The following is a 15,690-nucleotide window of genomic DNA, read 5'->3' as shown; positions in this document are numbered from 1 at the left end:
TCATCGACCGGCCACCGGCACACCCATGCCCGGTTCGCCGAGCTTCCACGAACCCGTTTTTACTGGATATGGCTCGTAACACACTCAACCTACTAGGTACGAAAACATGAAAGGCATCATTCGCATTGGCGACCAAACCATCAGCGGCGGCATAGTTCTCGCCGGATCAACAGTCATGAAGTTTGGCGGTATTGGCGTAGCACGGGTAGGTGATCCGGTGATATGTCCGATTCCTATCCATGGCCCGACGGTGATTGCCGAGGGCCATCCGGTCTTTAAGGACAATAGCGTGTCGGTCGCATTTAACGGCCATCTTTGCGCGTGTGGCTGTGCATTGATTTCGTCACTGCCAGAAGCGGGCGCGAGCTGATCATGCCAGTGCGACTGGATCAACTTCACCTTTGGCGATGCGGCCTGCACGGCCGCGTCTCTGGCTCTGGTTGACCTTGCTTCCGATTTTTTTGCTGGCTGGGGTAGGTCTTACGCTGACGTTCGGAGGTCAGGTATTGCGACAGCAGTCGCAGTACTTCTGGACTGTAGCGCTTGGCGTACCGCTGTTGGGATGGGGCGCGCTGGGTTTCGTTCGTGCTTTGTTGTTCTTTGGTCAGGCGAGTGCTGCCGATGGTTGGGACGATGCCCGTGAGGCGGATGGATTACGCCGTGTTCGTCGTGGCCGGCGTTCTCTGCAAGTGCTGAGTGTTAGCGCACGCACCGCCCTGCGTGATTCCGGGGACCCGAGCGGCTCGGTACAACTGGATGCTTTCCTCAGTGGTACCAAGGCGATCAAAGCACAACCCTCATGGCAGGGCGTGGCAGCGATTCGCCACAGCCGTCTATCCAGCGACGCCGAGACATCCGAAGCGTTGTTGCTGGAGGCATTGACATGCGTGCTTGTCGATTTAGCGCCCAACTTGATGCAGCTATCGGAAAAACCCCCACTGGCTCTGTTGATGGAAATCGACAGCGGTTTGCCCGAGGACCTGGTGCAACGCGTCTGGCAACAGGCATGGGCCGCTTCTGGTATTCGTCAGCTGGCAGTGCCCGCCGAGGACAAAGGCCTGGCCGCGCTCGATGTGTGGCTCGATCAACGCATCAATGATCCGGGGTTGTTATTGGTAGTGGCGGCGCAGATTGCACCTTCGCAACCTGAAGGCACGGCAGAAGCAGCGGTGGGGATATTGCTTGGCAACCGGCTGACGCAAACCACCTTGGCACCAATTGCTTACCTGCACCGTCCGGAGTTGGAGCGCGAGCCGACTACCGAAGCGTTGCTCTATGCCGTACGCCAAGCCCTGGACTGGGTACCACTCGCCGCGCGTGACGTTGAACAGACTTGGCGAGTGGGTACCGATGTGCAGCGAGACGTGGCCATCAATACGGTGCTGAGTGAGGTAGGCATGCCCGCGAATAACGACCACGGGCTTTGTAATTTAGATGCTTTGTTGGGCCAGCCGGGCCAGGCATCACCGTGGCTGGCGATTGCCGCTGCGACGCAGACAATCGAGCGCGGCGCTGGCCCGCAGCTCATTTTCAGTGGCAACAGCTCCGTCGAGACGGGGCTTTGGGGCACGGTATTGATGCCTGTGCCACCGCTTTCGAAGTAGGGATACGAGATGCAGTTTCGACGTTCTGTTGGATTGGCGGTGATGGCTGGCATGGTGTTAGTGCTCGGCGCTTTTTTGTGTGCAGTGCTCTGGCGTAGTCCTGAATGGTTAGGTATCCGGGATGGCAGCGATCGGCAAGCAACGTGGCTTTGGGTGAGCTCCGTGACGACGGTTGTCGTAGCGGCTTTACTGGGTGGTGGCTCGTTTCTGTGGAGAAGAATGGGGAGTTCGGTTTATCCCCAGCCCGAGGCTGATGATGGGGTTCAACCCACGCGCGCATCCTCTTCGTCAGAATCAAATGCGGAAATTACCCAGCGCATTGCTACCATCAAAACTCATCTACGCGAGCAATACGGCTTTTTCTGGCACCGCAAGGTGCGCCTGTTGTGGGTGGTCGGCGAAGCCGAGCAAATTGCAATGGTAGCGCCGGGCCTGATGGAGCAGCGCTGGGTCGAAGGCCAAGGCACCGTTTTGTTTTGGGGCGGCAGTACGCAGAATGAGTTGCCCGACGGCGGGATAGAACCGTTGCGGCGTTTGCGCCAACAGTGCCCTTTGGACGGAATAGTCTGGGTACTGACTGAAGACCAGCTTGATGACGTACAGGCGATGCGCACTGGCGCCAGTTACCTTCGACGACTGGCCCGCGCCTTGCGCTGGCAGACGCCATTGCACCTCTGGCAGGTTTGCGCCAGTGAATGGCCGCAAGCCAGACGCGCCGTTGAACAGGTTGGTTGTCTTCTGCCGCAGAAAGCGTCGGGCGCGGACATCGAAGTATCTCTGCAACAGCTTCTACAACCACTGCGCGAAAGAGGCATGGCGCAGCTGCAGGCAGAGCAGAGTCATGATTTCCTGTTTCGTTTGTCTCGCGATTTGCAAACCGAGGGCATTGCCCGCTGGTGGCAGGCGCTGGCGCCGTTGCTTGGTGATTTCGCCCGCAGTCTGCCGCTGCGTGGTTTGTGGTTCAGCCTGGCGCAACCCGCCAATGCAGCTTCCGGATTGCCTCATACGCTTCAGGTTGATGAGGCTTGGTCCGGAGTGTTGAGTAACACAGATGCACGTGGTCGTCGCCTCGGCTGGCCCGCCACCCGCATCGGCTACGTCTTGATGCTCAGCCTGGCGCTGCTGTGGGGCGCGGGCATGCTGTTGTCGTTCGCCAGCAATCGGCAACAAATCGCCCAGTTGCAAACGTCACTGGCGACCCTGCAAAAGCCCGGTAATGGTGATGCGCAACTGCAAGCGCTGAACGAATGGGTGCGGGAAATGGCGCGTCTGGATTATCGCGTCGAACATGGCGCGGCCTGGTATCAGCGCTTTGGCCTGAACCAGAATCAGGCGCTGCTCGATGCCGTGTGGCCGCGTTATATCGAAGCCAATAACCGCCTGATGCGCGACCCGGCGGCGGCGAATCTGCAACGTCAGCTCAAGGCGTTGGTCAAGTTGCCGCCCGACAGCCCCGAACGTGCCAAGCGTGCGCACGAGGCTTACTTGCAACTCAAGGCCTACCTGATGATGGCGCGTCCGGAAAAAGTCCATGCGGCTTTTCTGAGCAAGACATTGGGCAATGCCGAACCCGAGCGTGAAGGGATTTCGCCGGGATTATGGCAAGGCTTGTCGCCCGGACTTTGGAAGTTTTACAGCGAGCAACTGGCGACGCATCCGGACTGGCGCATTGAAGCCAATCCGACACTGGTGGCCCAGGCGCGACAAGTGCTGCTGGGTCAGTTGGGCCAACGCAATGCCGAGGCCAACCTGTACCAGAAGGTGCTCGACGCGGCGGCCAATCATTCTCCGGCATTGAGCCTGCACGACATGGTCGGCGACACCGATACGTTGGCGCTGCTGTCCTCGGGTGCCGAGGTGCCCGGCGTGTTCACCCGTCAGGCCTGGGAAGGTCAGGTGCGCAAGGCGATTGATGACATTGCCGACGCACGCCGCGAGCAAATCGATTGGGTACTCAGCGACAGCCAGACGGACATCGCCGCCGAACTGACCCCGGATGTGCTGCGCGAACGCCTCACCCAACGCTACTTTGAGGATTACAGCAGTGCGTGGCTGGCGTTTCTCAACAGCCTGCGCTGGCAGCGTGCCGGTAGCCTGGCCGAAGTGATCGACCGGTTGACGCTGATGAGCGATGTGCGCCAATCGCCGGTCATCGCGTTGATGAACACCCTGGCGTGGCAGGGCCAGGCCGGTACGCGTGGCCAAGCCTTGGCTGACTCGCTGATCCAGTCGGCGCAGCAACTGATCAAACAGGACGCGACCCCGGTGATCGACCAGTTGGGGCTCGGGCAGCGCGGCCCGCTGGATGCCACCTTTGGCCCCTTGCTGGCGCTGCTCGGCAAAGGCTCGGAAAGTGGACCCAGCGACGACAGCCTGAGCGTGCAGGCGTTTCTGACCCGCGTGACGCGCGTGCGCTTGAAGTTGCAGCAAATCAGCAACGCCCCCGACCCGCTGGAAATGACTCAGGCCTTGGCGCAGACCGTGTTTCAGGGCAACAGCATCGACCTGACCGACACCCAATCCTATGGCCGCCTGATCGCTGCGAGTCTCGGGGCCGAGTGGGCCGGAGTGGGCCAGACCCTGTTTGTGCAGCCGCTGGATCAAGCCTGGCAAAAAGTCCTGCAACCCTCGGCGGCGAGCCTTAATAAACAGTGGCAGCGTGCGGTTGTCAGCGACTGGGACAGCGCCTTTACCGGTCGTTACCCTTTTGCAGCCACCAATAGCGACATCTCGCTGCCCATGCTCGGGCAAATGATCCGCGCCGATTCCGGGCGCATCGAGCAGTTCTTGCAGCGCCAACTCAGCGGCGTACTGCGTAAGGAAGGCAGCCAATGGGTCGCGGACACGCGGCACAGCCAGGGCTTGCGCCTGAACCCGCAGTTTCTGATCGCTATCAACCAGCTCAGCCATCTGGCCGACGTGCTCTACACCGACGGCGGCATGGGGTTGAGTTTCGAATTGAGCGGCAAGGCCGTGCGCAACGTGGTGCAAACCACCTTCACCCTCAACGGCGAAAAACACGAGTACTTCAACCAGCGGGAAAAATGGCAGCGCTTTAACTGGCCGGGCCGCAGCGACCATCCGGGCGCCAGCCTGACCTGGACCAGCGTGCACACCGGCGAACGGCTGTTCGGCAATTATCAAGGCACCTGGGGCCTGATCCGCCTGCTGGAGAACGCCAAAATGACCCTGCTGGACGACGGCGACAGCCGCTACCGCATGGTCCTCACCGCCCCCGACGGCCTCGGTTTGACCTGGCATCTGCGCACCGAACTCGGCGCGGGGCCGATGGCGCTGCTCAAGTTGCGGGGGTTCAAGATGCCAAAGGAGATATTTCTCGTTAGGCGAAATTGAACGTGCTGCAGAAAAGTCTCTGAAGATGGATGGTCGCTACGGCGAAACTTCAATCCAGTTCGTATACGGGATATGTACGTAGCGAATCTTTTCGCGGGGCGTCGCAATGGCGCCTCGCGGTGTTCATGACCACCAAATTCGTATTTTTGGAATAGCAGCCCCCTACTCCCCCTGCCCAAACACCTGACTCGGCCTGCGCAGCGACGGATCGAACGGGTTGATCCGCGCGCTGATTACGGCGGCTTCGCGCTTGAGCAATTCCACGACGGTCAGCAAACGATCCGGGCCGAGGCGATCGCTGATGGTGGCGACGCTGAGGGCGGCTACCGAGCGGCCTTCGCGGTCGAAGATCGGCACTGCCAGGCCGGCCATGCCGGGTATTGCGCCGGTGTTGCGCGCGGCGTAACCGAGGCGGCGGACGTTGTCGACTTCCGAGCGCAGGAAAACCTCGTCGTACAGCTGGAAATCCTTGAGCCTCGGCAGGTTGTAGCGAATGACCGTTTCGCGTTCTTCTTCCGGCAGGTAAGCCAGAATCGCCAGGCTGCCCTGCCCCACGCCCAGTGCCACACGGCCGCCGATATCGCCGGTGAAGGTGCGAATCGGATACGGGCCTTCGCTGCGGTCCAGGCAGATTGCATCGAAGCCACTGCGCGCCAGCAGGAACAGTGAATCCCCCAGAGAAGCCGATAGCCGCAACAGGCTGGGTCGTACCAGATCGCGCAAGTTGCCGGTGTTGCCCGCTTTGGCCGCCAACGCAAAAAACTCGATGCTCAGCCGATAGCGCTTGCTGCGCTGATCCTGCTCGACCATGCCTTCGTCCATCAGGTTGCGTAGCAGGCGATGCGTGGTGGGCTGCGACAAGCCGACCTGCTGGGCCAGTTGCGTGACCCTTTCGCCACCTTCAGCGCAGTCGCCCAGGCAACGCAGCACGGCGAACAGCCGTGAGACAGCGCCGACACCAACATCTTTCGGATTTTCATTCCGCTCAGTGAAATCCATTGACGTAATTTCCAATATTTAATTCGCCAAACGAATGAACCTGAAAAAAAATGTCATTCAGTGAAATTGTCCCTTTCACCCATCCTAGTCTTCGTCCTACTCTCAGTCCACAGGGCGATATGAACAAAACCTGGTAGCCGACTCAGATCGAGCACCAACGTCCACTGCAACCGAATGACTTCATTTCGCTTCTGCCCTTTTACCAACCGCGTGCCCCGGTGCGCCTGATAAACAAGGTGGAATGCAGCCATGGCTTTTCTGCAACTCGAAGGTCTTTCCAAGCGCTATGGCGCTATCGACGCCGTCGTCGCCACCAACCTTGCGGTGGAAAAAGGCGAATTCGTTTCCCTGCTCGGCCCTTCCGGCTGCGGCAAGACCACCACATTGCAAATGATTGCCGGCTTCGTTGACGTCAGTGACGGGCGCATCGTGCTCGACGGTCGCGACATTACTCATGCCAAACCCAGCAGCCGTGGCCTGGGTGTGGTGTTCCAGAGTTATGCGCTGTTTCCGCACATGAGCGTTGCCGATAACGTCGCTTTCGGCCTGCGCATGCGCAAAGTATCCGCCGCAGACATTCAGCGCCGCGTTGCGACAGTGCTGGAGCTGGTGCGCCTGACCCCACATGCCACGCGTTACCCTCGGGAGTTGTCCGGCGGGCAGCGCCAACGGGTCGCGCTGGCAAGAGCGCTGGTCATCGAGCCGCCGGTGTTGCTGCTGGACGAGCCGCTGTCGAACCTGGACGCCAATCTGCGCGAAGAAATGCAGTTCGAGATTCGCCGCATTCAGCGTGAAGTGGGCATCACGACACTGATGGTCACCCACGATCAGGCCGAAGCCCTGTCGATCAGTGATCGCGTGGTGGTGATGCAGGCCGGACGCATCACGCAGATCGATGAACCTTACAAACTCTACGAACACCCGCGCACGCGCTTCATTTCCGGATTTGTCGGCAAGGCCAACATGTTGCCCGGTGATCTGGATGCCGATGGCTGCGCCCAGGTGCGTCACGTTGCCGGTGATGGCGCACTAACCTTGAGCCTGCGCCCGGAAAAAATCGATCTGGTGGCGGCTGGCAGCGGACGCCTGCAAGGCCGGGTCATCACCCGCTACTTTCTGGGCAGCCAATGGCTGTATCGCATCGACACCGCCATCGGCGAACTCACCGTAGTACGCCGTAACGACGGCGAAGCGCCCATGGAAGAAGGCACCGCGGTCGGCATGGATTGGCGGGCGGGTTTGTTGCGTGTGCTGGACGCCGACGAGGTGCACCCATGAGCCTGCTCACCGCCATGCGCCAGGACGGGCGCGGTTATCTTTTATCGGCGCCCGCGCTGGCGCTGTTCGTTGGCCTGCTGCTGTTGCCGCTGGCCTTGACCCTGATCCTCTCGTTCAACGTTTTTGACTACGAGGTGGGCGTCAAGAGCGGCTCCTACACGCTGGCCAACTACCTCAGCGTCCTGACTGATTCGTACTTCTACGAGATCTTCCTGCGCACCTTCTGGATCAGCGCGCTGGTTACATTACTCTGCGTGATCATCGGCGTTCCAGAGGCCTACATCCTCAGCCGCATGGGCACGCCCTGGCGTTCGATTTTCCTGATTCTGATCCTCACGCCGCTGTTGATTTCGGTGGTGGTGCGCGCTTTCGGCTGGAGTCTGCTGCTGGGTGCCGACGGCCTGATAAACCAGGGGATTCAAGCCTTGGGCGGCCGGCCGATCAAGATGCTCTACACGCCGTTCGCAGTGATTATCGCGCTGGTCCACGTGATGCTGCCGTTCATGATCATCCCGATCTGGACCTCGTTGCAGAAGCTCGATCCGGCGGCGGAACAGGCGGCGCTGTCCCTTGGCGCATCGCAGGCCAAGGTAATGCGTCTGGTGGTGTTGCCGCAGGTAATGCCCGGCGTGTTGTCCGGCACGTTGATTGTGTTCGGACTGTCCGCCAGTTCCTTCGCGATTCCCGGTCTGCTGGGTGGCAGACGCCTGAAGATGGTGGCGACCGTGGTCTACGACCAATACCTCTCGGAGTTGAACTGGCCCATGGGCGCGACCATCGCCGTGGCGCTGTTGTTGGTGAACCTGCTGGTCATGCTGTCCTGGAACCGCATGGTCGAAGGCCGCTATAAAAAAACCCTGGGGGAATGACCCATGTCCAAAAACGGTCCTTTGGCCCTGTCGTTTCACGCCCTGGTGGTGCTGTTCATGCTCGCCCCGCTGGTGGTGGTCTGTCTGGTGGCGTTCACCCCGGAAAACACTTTAAGTCTGCCGACTTCGGGCTTCTCCCTGCGCTGGTTTCGCGCGGTGTTCGAGCGCGCCGACTTTATCGACTCGTTCTATAACAGCCTGATTCTGGCCTTCGTCGCCGCTTCCCTGGCGACGCTGATTGCAGTGCCCGCTGCGCTGGCGATCACCCGCTATCAGTTTCCGGGGCGTAACTTTCTCAACGGTTTGTTCCTGTCGCCGATCATCATTCCGCACCTGGTGCTGGGTGTGGCGATGCTGCGCCTGTTTGCGCTGATGGGCGTCAACGGCAGCTTTGCCTGGTTGATGCTGGCCCACGTGGTGATCATCACGCCTTATGTGTTGCGACTGGTAATCGCCGCTGCAATCGGCATTGATCGCAGCGCCGAGCAGGCCGCCGAATCTTTGGGTGCGAGCCGTTTCACGCTGTTTCGGCAGATTACCTTGCCGATGATTCTGCCGGGTGTCGCTGGCGGTTGGCTGCTGGCGTTCATCAACAGCTTCGACGAAGTCACGCTGTCGATCTTCGTCACCTCACCTTCCACCCAGACCTTGCCGGTGCGCATGTATGTGTACGCCACTGAATCCATCGATCCGATGATGGCCGCCGTCTCGGCGCTGGTCATCGCGTTGACTGCCGCGACCATGATCCTCCTCGACCGGGTTTACGGTCTGGATCGGGTGCTGGTCGGCAAACACTAACTGGCGGTCAGGAGCGCAACTCTTATGGCATTGTTCAAACGACTTGCCGAGCAGGATCGCCCGGCCCTGGCCTTCACCCTTGATGGTCAACCGGCCAGCGGTTTGCTGGGCGACACGTTGCTCACCGCCTTGCTGACCAGCGCCGAGCATCTGCGCGGCAGCGATTTCAGTGCCGAGCCTCGCGCCGGGTTTTGCCTGATGGGGGCTTGTCAGGATTGCTGGGTGCAACTGGGCGATGGTCGCCGCGTCCGCGCCTGCTCGACGTTGCTGGAAGCCGGGCTGATCGTGAGCCGGGAACCGGGGCGGCAGCTATGAGCCAGGTCCATTCAGCAGTCATCGTCGGCGCCGGTCCTGCCGGAATTCGCGCCGCGCAAACCCTGCTCGCCCATGGCGTACCGCCTTGTCTGGTGGACGAAGGGTTGCGCGGCGGCGGGCAGATTTATCGGCGTCAGCCGGATAATTTCAAGCGCGAGCCAAAAGCGCTATATGGCTTTGAAGCGGGCAAGGCTGTCGCAGTGCATCAGGCCATGGACGCGCTGGCCGCAGTTATTGACTATCGCCCGCAAACGTTGGTCTGGAACGCCGAAGACAACCGCCTCGACACCCTGCAAGACCGGCGCGCCGGGCAGATCGACTATCAAAACCTGATCGTCGCAACTGGCGCCACGGACCGAATTCTGCCGGTGCCGGGCTGGACATTGCCGGGCGTGTACAGCCTGGGCGCGGCGCAAATTGCCTTGAAATACCAAGGCTGCGCCATTGGCGAGCGCGTGGTGTTCGCCGGCAGCGGGCCGCTGTTGTATCTGGTCGCCTACCAATACGCCATAGCCGGGGCCAAGGTGGTTGCGGTGCTCGACAGCGCGCCTTTTGCCGCGCAATGCCGGGCCCTTCCGGCGCTGTTTGGCCAACCGCTGACCCTCGCCAAAGGCCTGTATTACCGGGCATGGCTGACCGCGCACGGCATCCCGGTGCATCAAGGCGCGACGCTGCAACGCATCGACGGCGAAAAACGCGTCAGTGCAGTGCAGTGGCAAGGCAACGCAGCGGTCGAACAACTCGAATGCGACGCCGTAGCCTTTGCCCATGCCTTGCGCAGCGAGACGCAACTGGCCGATTTGCTGGGCTGCGAATTCCACTGGAGTCCACTGAATCGCGCCTGGCTGCCAAGCCGAGACAGCGCCGGGCGCAGCAGCGTCAAAGGCGTGTATCTGGCGGGCGATGGCGCCGGCATCATGGGCGCAGATGCTGCGCAAATGGCCGGAGAACTGGCCGCCCTGACATTGCTGGCCGACACCGGTCACAGCGTTGACGGCGCGCGAAGCGCCGAACTGCAAGACAAACTGGCAGGCATCGAACGCTTCCGGCATGGCCTGGAAACTGCTTTCCCCTTCCCCGCCGACTGGGCCGCCAAAACGCCCGACGAAACCGTTATCTGCCGTTGCGAAGAAGTCAGCGCGGGCGACATTCGTACGGTGGTTGCCGATGGCCACTGGGAGATGAATCGGGTCAAGGCCATGTGCCGGGTCGGCATGGGTCGCTGCCAAGGCCGCATGTGCGGACTGGCAGCGGCGGAAATCGTTGCGCACAGCAGTGGCCGGGAATTGGCCAGTATCGGGCGTCTGCGCGGGCAGGCACCGATCAAACCCCTGCCGTTTGGTGTGGAGACTTCGTGATGAGCAACGTTATCGAAACCGACGCGCTGATTATCGGCGGCGGTATTGTCGGCGCTTCGGCGGCGCTGGCCCTGGCGCTGAAAGGCAAAAGCGTCGCCTTGCTGGAGCGGGACTTTTGCGGCTCGCATTCCAGCGGTGTGAATTACGGCGGCGTACGACGTCAGGGTCGGCCCTTGTCGCAACTGCCTTTGTCGCAACGTGCCCACGCCATCTGGAGCGGGCTGCGTGAGTTGATCGGTGTCGACGGCGAGTATCAACGCTCCGGCCACCTAAAGCTGGCCCGCAGCGACAAGGACATGGACGCCTTGCGCGCTTATGCCGAAGCGAGTCGGAGTTTTGGCCTGGAACTGCAATTGCTTGATCGCCAACAGTTGCGCGCCCGCTTCCCGTGGGCTGGCGATGTGGCAGTCGGCGCGTCGTTGTGCGCTGACGACGGTCACGCCAATCCGCGCCTGGTTTCTCCTGCATTCGCCCAGGCGGCCAAGCGCGCCGGGGCGCAGATTTACGAACAGGCCAAGGTTGTCGACGTCAGCCATGACGGCCGGGCGTTCACCGTGCTTACCGTGAATGGCCTGACCTTGCGCGCGCCGTGGTTGCTCAATTGCGCGGGTGCCTGGGCCGGTTCGCTGGCGGCGCAATTTGGTGAGCCGGTGCCCATGGTTTCCGGGCATCCGGCGATGCTGGTCACCGAGCCGCTGCCGATGTTCATGGATGTCAGTACCGGCGTCGAAGGCGGCGGCATTTATGCGCGCCAGGTGGCCCGTGGCAATTGCGTGCTGGGCGGCGGCCAGGGTTTTCCTCTGGACCCGGCCCGTGCCAGACCGGGCCAGGCCGCGCTGCTGGAAATCCTGCGTAACGCCGTGGAGCTTTATCCACCGCTGGCCGGTGCCCAGGCGATCCGCACCTGGAGTGGCACCGAAGGTTACTTGCCGGACCGCGAACCGGTACTTGGCCCGAGCATTGCCCAACCGGGTCTGCTGCACGGTTTCGGCTTTGCCGGTGCCGGCTTTCAAATCGGTCCGGCGGCAGGCGAGGCATTGGCCGAGTGGGTCTGCACCGGCCAGTCGACGATTGCCCTGGACGCGTTTTCCATTGAACGATTTCAACCAGCTGTTTCAGTTGCTAAACAGCCCATCCCGACTAACGTCATCCCATTGCACAGAGGAAGGTCGCTTCTATGAAGAACGTCAAACGTTTCGCAATCTCCGGCTTGTCGTGCCTGCCGCTCGCGGCTGTGCTCGCCTCGGCTCCGGCCCACGCCGAGCCGACGCTGTATCTGGGCATGAACGGCGGCACCATGGAGCGCCTTTACGCGGATCAGGTGCTGCCTGCTTTCGAGAAAGCCAACAAGGTCAAAGTGGTCATCGTACCCGGCACCTCGTCGGACATCCTCGCCAAGGTCCAGGCCAGCAAAGACAACCCGCAGATGCACGTAATTTTCCTCGACGACGGCATCATGTATCGCGCCATCTCCATGGGTTTGTGCGACAAGCTGCAGCCGAGCCCGGGGCTGGCCGACTTGCCTGCCAAAGCGAAGATCAAGGAAGAAGCGGCGGCGGTCAGCCTCGGGGTTACCGGCCTGGCCTACAACACCAAAATGTTCGCTGAAAATGGCTGGAGCGCGCCCACTTCCTGGATGGACCTGGCGGACAAACGCTTCAAGGAAAAGGTCGTGTTCCAGTCGCTGGCGTCGTCCACCTTCGGCCTGCATGGCTTTTTGATGTTCAACCGGATCCAGGGCGGCAGCGAAACCGACGTCGAACCCGGCTTCAAGGCCTGGCCGAAAACCGTTGGCCCCAACGTGCTGGAATACATCGCCAGTTCAGCGAAGATCTCCGAGATGGTGCAAACCGGCGAAGCGGCGTTGTTCCCGCTGACCCCCACTCAGGTCACGGCCCTCAAGATCAAGGGCGTGCCAGTGGAATACGCACCGCCCAAGGAAGGCGGCGTGGTCCTGAACGTGGCTGAATGCGCCATCGCCAAAAATGACCAGCCGGAGCTTGCGCAGAAACTCGCGGCTTACCTGCTGACGCCGGAAGCCCAGGCCCCGGCGCTGGAATTCGGCGACCAGATCCCGTCCAACCCGAAAACCCCAACCAGCGACAAGACCCACGGCCAGGTCGCGGCAATGAACAAGTATCTGGAAACCGCCGTGACCATCGACTGGGATCAGGTGAACCAGTTGCGCCCCGAGTGGAACGCCCGTTGGAATCGCAGCGTGGAGCGGTAGTAGCTAACCCATTCCTGTATAGGGGATCCGTAGGACTGGCTTTAGCCGGGAGAACGCCCTCCCGGCTAAAGCCAGTCCTACGGAATTGTTTCAACTATCCGTTCATACGACAGTCACAACGATAACGCTCCCCGGTCGGGGGGCCATGTTGCGAGAGTTGGAGACGGATGAGTTTTATTGTTTGTATGGCCGTGCTGGGCACGCTGCTGATGCTGCTGGCGCTCACCTCCTCCTATCTGCGCTGGTTACCGGTCACGACCTCGGCGGTCTGCCTGGCCTTCGGTTTCGCCATCGGCCCGGTCGGCCTGGACATGCTCGATCTGGACTTTCGCCAGGCATCCGGCTGGATGGAACGCCTGACGGAAGCTGCCGTGCTGTTTTCGCTGTTCAGTACCGGAATCAAATTGCGGCTGCCATTGAGCGGCAAGGCCTGGCATTCGGCTTATTGGCTGGCCGGGCCGGTGATGCTGGCGACCATAGCCGGCACCAGTCTGGTGGCCCACTACCTGTTCGACCTTTCCTGGGGCGTGTCATTGTTGCTGGGAGCGATGCTGTCGCCTACCGACCCGGTGCTGGCCGGACTGGTACAGGTCAACAATGCGCAGGATCAGGATCGGGTGCGCTTCGGCCTTTCCGGGGAAGCTGGCCTCAACGACGGCACGGCCTTTCCCTTCGTAATCTTTGCCCTGCTGTTTATCAGCCATGGCGGGGTCGATGTCGACTGGCTACAGCACTGGGCTGTGAAAGACCTTGTCTGGGCAGTGCCGGCAGGCCTGCTGATCGGTTATGGGTTGGGCCGTAGCGTTGGCCATTTGATGATTTACCTGCGTATCAAGAATGCCGACAGCACGACCTCGCCCAATGACTTCCTGGCGCTGGCATTGATCGCCATCTCTTATGTAGTGGCTGACACGGTGGGTGCGTTCGGCTTCCTCGCGGTGTTCGCCGCGGGCCTGGGATTGCGTCAGGCGGAAGCTCGCACCACCCAGTCCGAGGTGCCATCCGAGCATCTGGCGCAACCGGTGATCGGCCACATGACCGGGGCCATGGAAAAATCTACCGTCGCCGAAGCAGAAGACATCAGCGAAACCCAGTTGGCCGCTGGCGTGATGATGGGCGACATGCTGGCATTTGGCAGCCTTGTCGAGCGCTCCATGGAAGTGCTGCTGATCACTCTGCTGGGGGCTTCCCTGGCGCTGTATTGGGATTGGCGCGCGGTCGGCCTCGGATTGGCACTCTTTTGTATTATCCGTCCCGCCGCCGTCTGGCTGCTGGTCAGTCGCCGTTTGCTCAACCGTCGGCAGAAGGCTTTGGTCGGCTGGTTCGGTATCCGGGGAATCGGCAGCCTGTACTACCTGTGTTTCGCACTGACCCACGGTTTGCCTGAAAATATTGCCCAATTGAGCGTCAGCCTGACCTTATCCGTCGTGGCGCTGAGCATTCTTTTGCATGGCATCAGCATCCAGCCGTTACTCGAACGCTATGAACGCAGCTCAGCGGTCAACAGCCATGACTAACTTTGAAACGACTATTATTTAATCTATCCAATCGGATGTTTTCTCGAAGCACTATGAACCATTGAGATGGATCACAGACCAAGTTATTGGTAAGCCTGCTTCGAGAAGCGGCGCCCCCTGTATTCAGGGACCCTGCACTTTATCCATTCGCAAAAGCTCTGCCGTGAGTGCCGTCTGGAATGCCTGCAAACCCTGCCTCATCGACTCAATCAATGACTCCATCGGAACAAGCGATTGGACTGCGGCAATTGGACTCAGTTAGCGTGCGTGTCAATACGACACTGAGTTCCGGGTAAGACAACAGGGCGCGCGGTCTTCGTCGGTCTGGATTACTATGTGTCGAGACCGCGTATTGAGAAGGTGAAATGTCAGACCGAATCCTCGTAGACAGCTTTGCACGCAAGGTGGATTACCTGCGGATGTCCGTGACCGACCGTTGCGACTTCCGTTGCGTGTATTGCATGGCCGAAGAGATGACGTTTTTGCCCCGGCAGCAGATTCTGTCCCTGGAAGAAATATTTCAGGTCGCCGAACGTTTTGTGGCCTTGGGCACAAAAAAAATTCGCCTGACCGGTGGCGAGCCGCTGGTCCGCTCGGGCATCGTCGGCCTGTGCAAGAACATCGCCGCCCTGCCCGGCTTGCGCGAACTGTGCATGACCACTAACGGCTCACAGCTGGAAAAACTCGCCCAGCCGCTGTTCGATGCCGGCTTGTCACGCCTGAATATCAGTCTCGACAGCCTGGACCCGGCGCGTTTTCGCGAGCTGACCCGGACCGGCGACTTGAGCAAGGTGATTGCCGGCATCGACGCCGCCAACGCAGCCGGCTTCGTTCACACCAAGCTCAACTGCGTGGTCATGCAGGGCCGGAACGATCACGAAATCAACGATCTGGTGGCGTTCGCCATCGAACGCAATCTGGACATCACCTTCATTGAAGAAATGCCGCTGGGCGTGATCAGCGAACACAGTCGCGCCGAGTCATTTTTCTCCAGCGACCAGGTCCGGGAAAAAATCGCTGAACGCTACACTTTGATTCATTCCACCGAATCCACCCAAGGCCCGTCCCGTTACTGGCGCCTGGCGGAGGCCCCGGATATTCGCGTCGGTTTCATCTCTCCGCACAGCCACAACTTCTGCGCCACCTGCAACCGGGTGCGCCTGACTGTCGAGGGTCGGCTATTGCTGTGCCTTGGTAACGAGCATTCGGCGGATCTCAAGTCAGTGTTGCGCGCGCATCCAGGCAAGCCGGAAAAACTCGAAAAAGCCATCATCGATGCCATGCAACTCAAGCCCTGGAGCCACACCTTCACGCTTGATGACGATGTACAGGTCGTGCGCTTCATGAACATGACCGGCGGCTGACGGC

General features: G+C 60.6%; 13 protein-coding genes. 12 read left to right on the top strand and 1 reads right to left on the bottom strand.

The features are described 5' to 3' along the window. Window positions 1–106 precede the first annotated feature (106 nt). The 3 genes from ACP7E4_RS13885 to ACP7E4_RS13875 all read left to right on the top strand — a co-directional run bounded on the left by ACP7E4_RS13885 (window position 107) and on the right by ACP7E4_RS13875 (window position 4,958). The gene (locus ACP7E4_RS13885; RefSeq protein WP_426114509.1) at window positions 107–370 is read left to right on the top strand and encodes a PAAR domain-containing protein; all 264 of its coding nucleotides are present in this window, start codon (window positions 107–109) and stop codon (window positions 368–370) included. Between the two features lie 136 nt (window positions 371–506). After that, window positions 507–1,604, top strand: a complete 1,098-nt coding sequence (locus ACP7E4_RS13880) for a hypothetical protein (protein ID WP_426114507.1) — start codon at window positions 507–509, stop codon at window positions 1,602–1,604. A 9-nt stretch (window positions 1,605–1,613) separates the two neighbouring features. After that, on the top strand, window positions 1,614–4,958 hold the full coding sequence (locus ACP7E4_RS13875; RefSeq protein ID WP_426224893.1) for an ImcF-related family protein: 3,345 nt from the start codon (window positions 1,614–1,616) through the stop codon (window positions 4,956–4,958). A gap of 162 nt (window positions 4,959–5,120) precedes the next feature. Here ACP7E4_RS13875 and ACP7E4_RS13870 read toward each other — a convergent pair whose 3' ends face one another. Next, the gene (locus tag ACP7E4_RS13870) at window positions 5,121–5,957 is read right to left on the bottom strand and encodes an IclR family transcriptional regulator (RefSeq protein ID WP_426114503.1); all 837 of its coding nucleotides are present in this window, start codon (window positions 5,955–5,957) and stop codon (window positions 5,121–5,123) included. Between the two features lie 249 nt (window positions 5,958–6,206). Between ACP7E4_RS13870 and ACP7E4_RS13865 the strand changes: the two genes are divergently transcribed. The 9 genes from ACP7E4_RS13865 (at window position 6,207) to moaA (ending at window position 15,686) form a co-directional block, all read left to right on the top strand. Beyond that, window positions 6,207–7,235, top strand: coding sequence for an ABC transporter ATP-binding protein (locus ACP7E4_RS13865; RefSeq protein ID WP_426114501.1), 1,029 nt, complete (start codon window positions 6,207–6,209; stop codon window positions 7,233–7,235). Further along, window positions 7,232–8,104 carry an ABC transporter permease gene (locus ACP7E4_RS13860; protein WP_426114499.1) on the top strand — a complete coding sequence of 291 codons (873 nt, stop codon included), beginning with the start codon at window positions 7,232–7,234 and terminating at the stop codon, window positions 8,102–8,104. Before ACP7E4_RS13865 ends, ACP7E4_RS13860 begins: the two co-directional genes overlap by 4 nt. Window positions 8,105–8,107: 3 nt before the next feature. Beyond that, complete coding sequence (locus tag ACP7E4_RS13855) at window positions 8,108–8,902, top strand: ABC transporter permease (protein WP_065834356.1); 795 nt, start codon at window positions 8,108–8,110, stop codon at window positions 8,900–8,902. Between the two features lie 24 nt (window positions 8,903–8,926). Then, on the top strand, window positions 8,927–9,217 hold the full coding sequence (locus ACP7E4_RS13850) for a (2Fe-2S)-binding protein (protein ID WP_426114497.1): 291 nt from the start codon (window positions 8,927–8,929) through the stop codon (window positions 9,215–9,217). Then, on the top strand, window positions 9,214–10,575 hold the full coding sequence (locus tag ACP7E4_RS13845; RefSeq protein WP_426114495.1) for an FAD-dependent oxidoreductase: 1,362 nt from the start codon (window positions 9,214–9,216) through the stop codon (window positions 10,573–10,575). Before ACP7E4_RS13850 ends, ACP7E4_RS13845 begins: the two co-directional genes overlap by 4 nt. Further along, window positions 10,575–11,756 (top strand): NAD(P)/FAD-dependent oxidoreductase, encoded by a 1,182-nt coding sequence (locus tag ACP7E4_RS13840; protein WP_426114493.1) that lies wholly within the window; start codon window positions 10,575–10,577, stop codon window positions 11,754–11,756. Before ACP7E4_RS13845 ends, ACP7E4_RS13840 begins: the two co-directional genes overlap by 1 nt. Continuing rightward, window positions 11,753–12,805 (top strand): ABC transporter substrate-binding protein, encoded by a 1,053-nt coding sequence (locus ACP7E4_RS13835; RefSeq protein WP_426114491.1) that lies wholly within the window; start codon window positions 11,753–11,755, stop codon window positions 12,803–12,805. The genes ACP7E4_RS13840 and ACP7E4_RS13835 overlap by 4 nt, the downstream gene beginning before the upstream one ends. A 167-nt stretch (window positions 12,806–12,972) precedes the next feature. Continuing rightward, entirely contained in the window at window positions 12,973–14,322 is a 1,350-nt protein-coding gene (locus ACP7E4_RS13830) for a cation:proton antiporter (RefSeq protein WP_426114489.1), read from the top strand. A 365-nt stretch (window positions 14,323–14,687) separates the two neighbouring features. Next, entirely contained in the window at window positions 14,688–15,686 is a 999-nt protein-coding gene (gene moaA, locus ACP7E4_RS13825; protein ID WP_426114487.1) for a GTP 3',8-cyclase MoaA, read from the top strand. Window positions 15,687–15,690 lie beyond the last annotated feature (4 nt).

The organism is Pseudomonas sp. DSP3-2-3, from assembly GCF_049898225.1.
In the GTDB taxonomy this organism is placed as follows: domain Bacteria; phylum Pseudomonadota; class Gammaproteobacteria; order Pseudomonadales; family Pseudomonadaceae; genus Aquipseudomonas.
The sequence above is the reverse complement of the archived record's forward strand: the minus strand, read 5'-3'. Positions and strand labels throughout refer to the sequence as shown.

Coding starts and splice junctions, on each gene's coding strand:
- ACP7E4_RS13845 (WP_426114495.1), top strand. CDS start 9,214: ATGAGCCAGGTCCATTCAGCAGTCATCGTCGGCGCCGGTCCTGCCGGA.
- ACP7E4_RS13835 (WP_426114491.1), top strand. CDS start 11,753: ATGAAGAACGTCAAACGTTTCGCAATCTCCGGCTTGTCGTGCCTGCCG.
- ACP7E4_RS13830 (WP_426114489.1), top strand. CDS start 12,973: ATGAGTTTTATTGTTTGTATGGCCGTGCTGGGCACGCTGCTGATGCTG.
- ACP7E4_RS13885 (WP_426114509.1), top strand. CDS start 107: ATGAAAGGCATCATTCGCATTGGCGACCAAACCATCAGCGGCGGCATA.
- moaA (WP_426114487.1), top strand. CDS start 14,688: ATGTCAGACCGAATCCTCGTAGACAGCTTTGCACGCAAGGTGGATTAC.
- ACP7E4_RS13850 (WP_426114497.1), top strand. CDS start 8,927: ATGGCATTGTTCAAACGACTTGCCGAGCAGGATCGCCCGGCCCTGGCC.
- ACP7E4_RS13855 (WP_065834356.1), top strand. CDS start 8,108: ATGTCCAAAAACGGTCCTTTGGCCCTGTCGTTTCACGCCCTGGTGGTG.
- ACP7E4_RS13860 (WP_426114499.1), top strand. CDS start 7,232: ATGAGCCTGCTCACCGCCATGCGCCAGGACGGGCGCGGTTATCTTTTA.
- ACP7E4_RS13875 (WP_426224893.1), top strand. CDS start 1,614: ATGCAGTTTCGACGTTCTGTTGGATTGGCGGTGATGGCTGGCATGGTG.
- ACP7E4_RS13865 (WP_426114501.1), top strand. CDS start 6,207: ATGGCTTTTCTGCAACTCGAAGGTCTTTCCAAGCGCTATGGCGCTATC.
- ACP7E4_RS13840 (WP_426114493.1), top strand. CDS start 10,575: ATGAGCAACGTTATCGAAACCGACGCGCTGATTATCGGCGGCGGTATT.
- ACP7E4_RS13870 (WP_426114503.1), bottom strand. CDS start 5,957: ATGGATTTCACTGAGCGGAATGAAAATCCGAAAGATGTTGGTGTCGGC.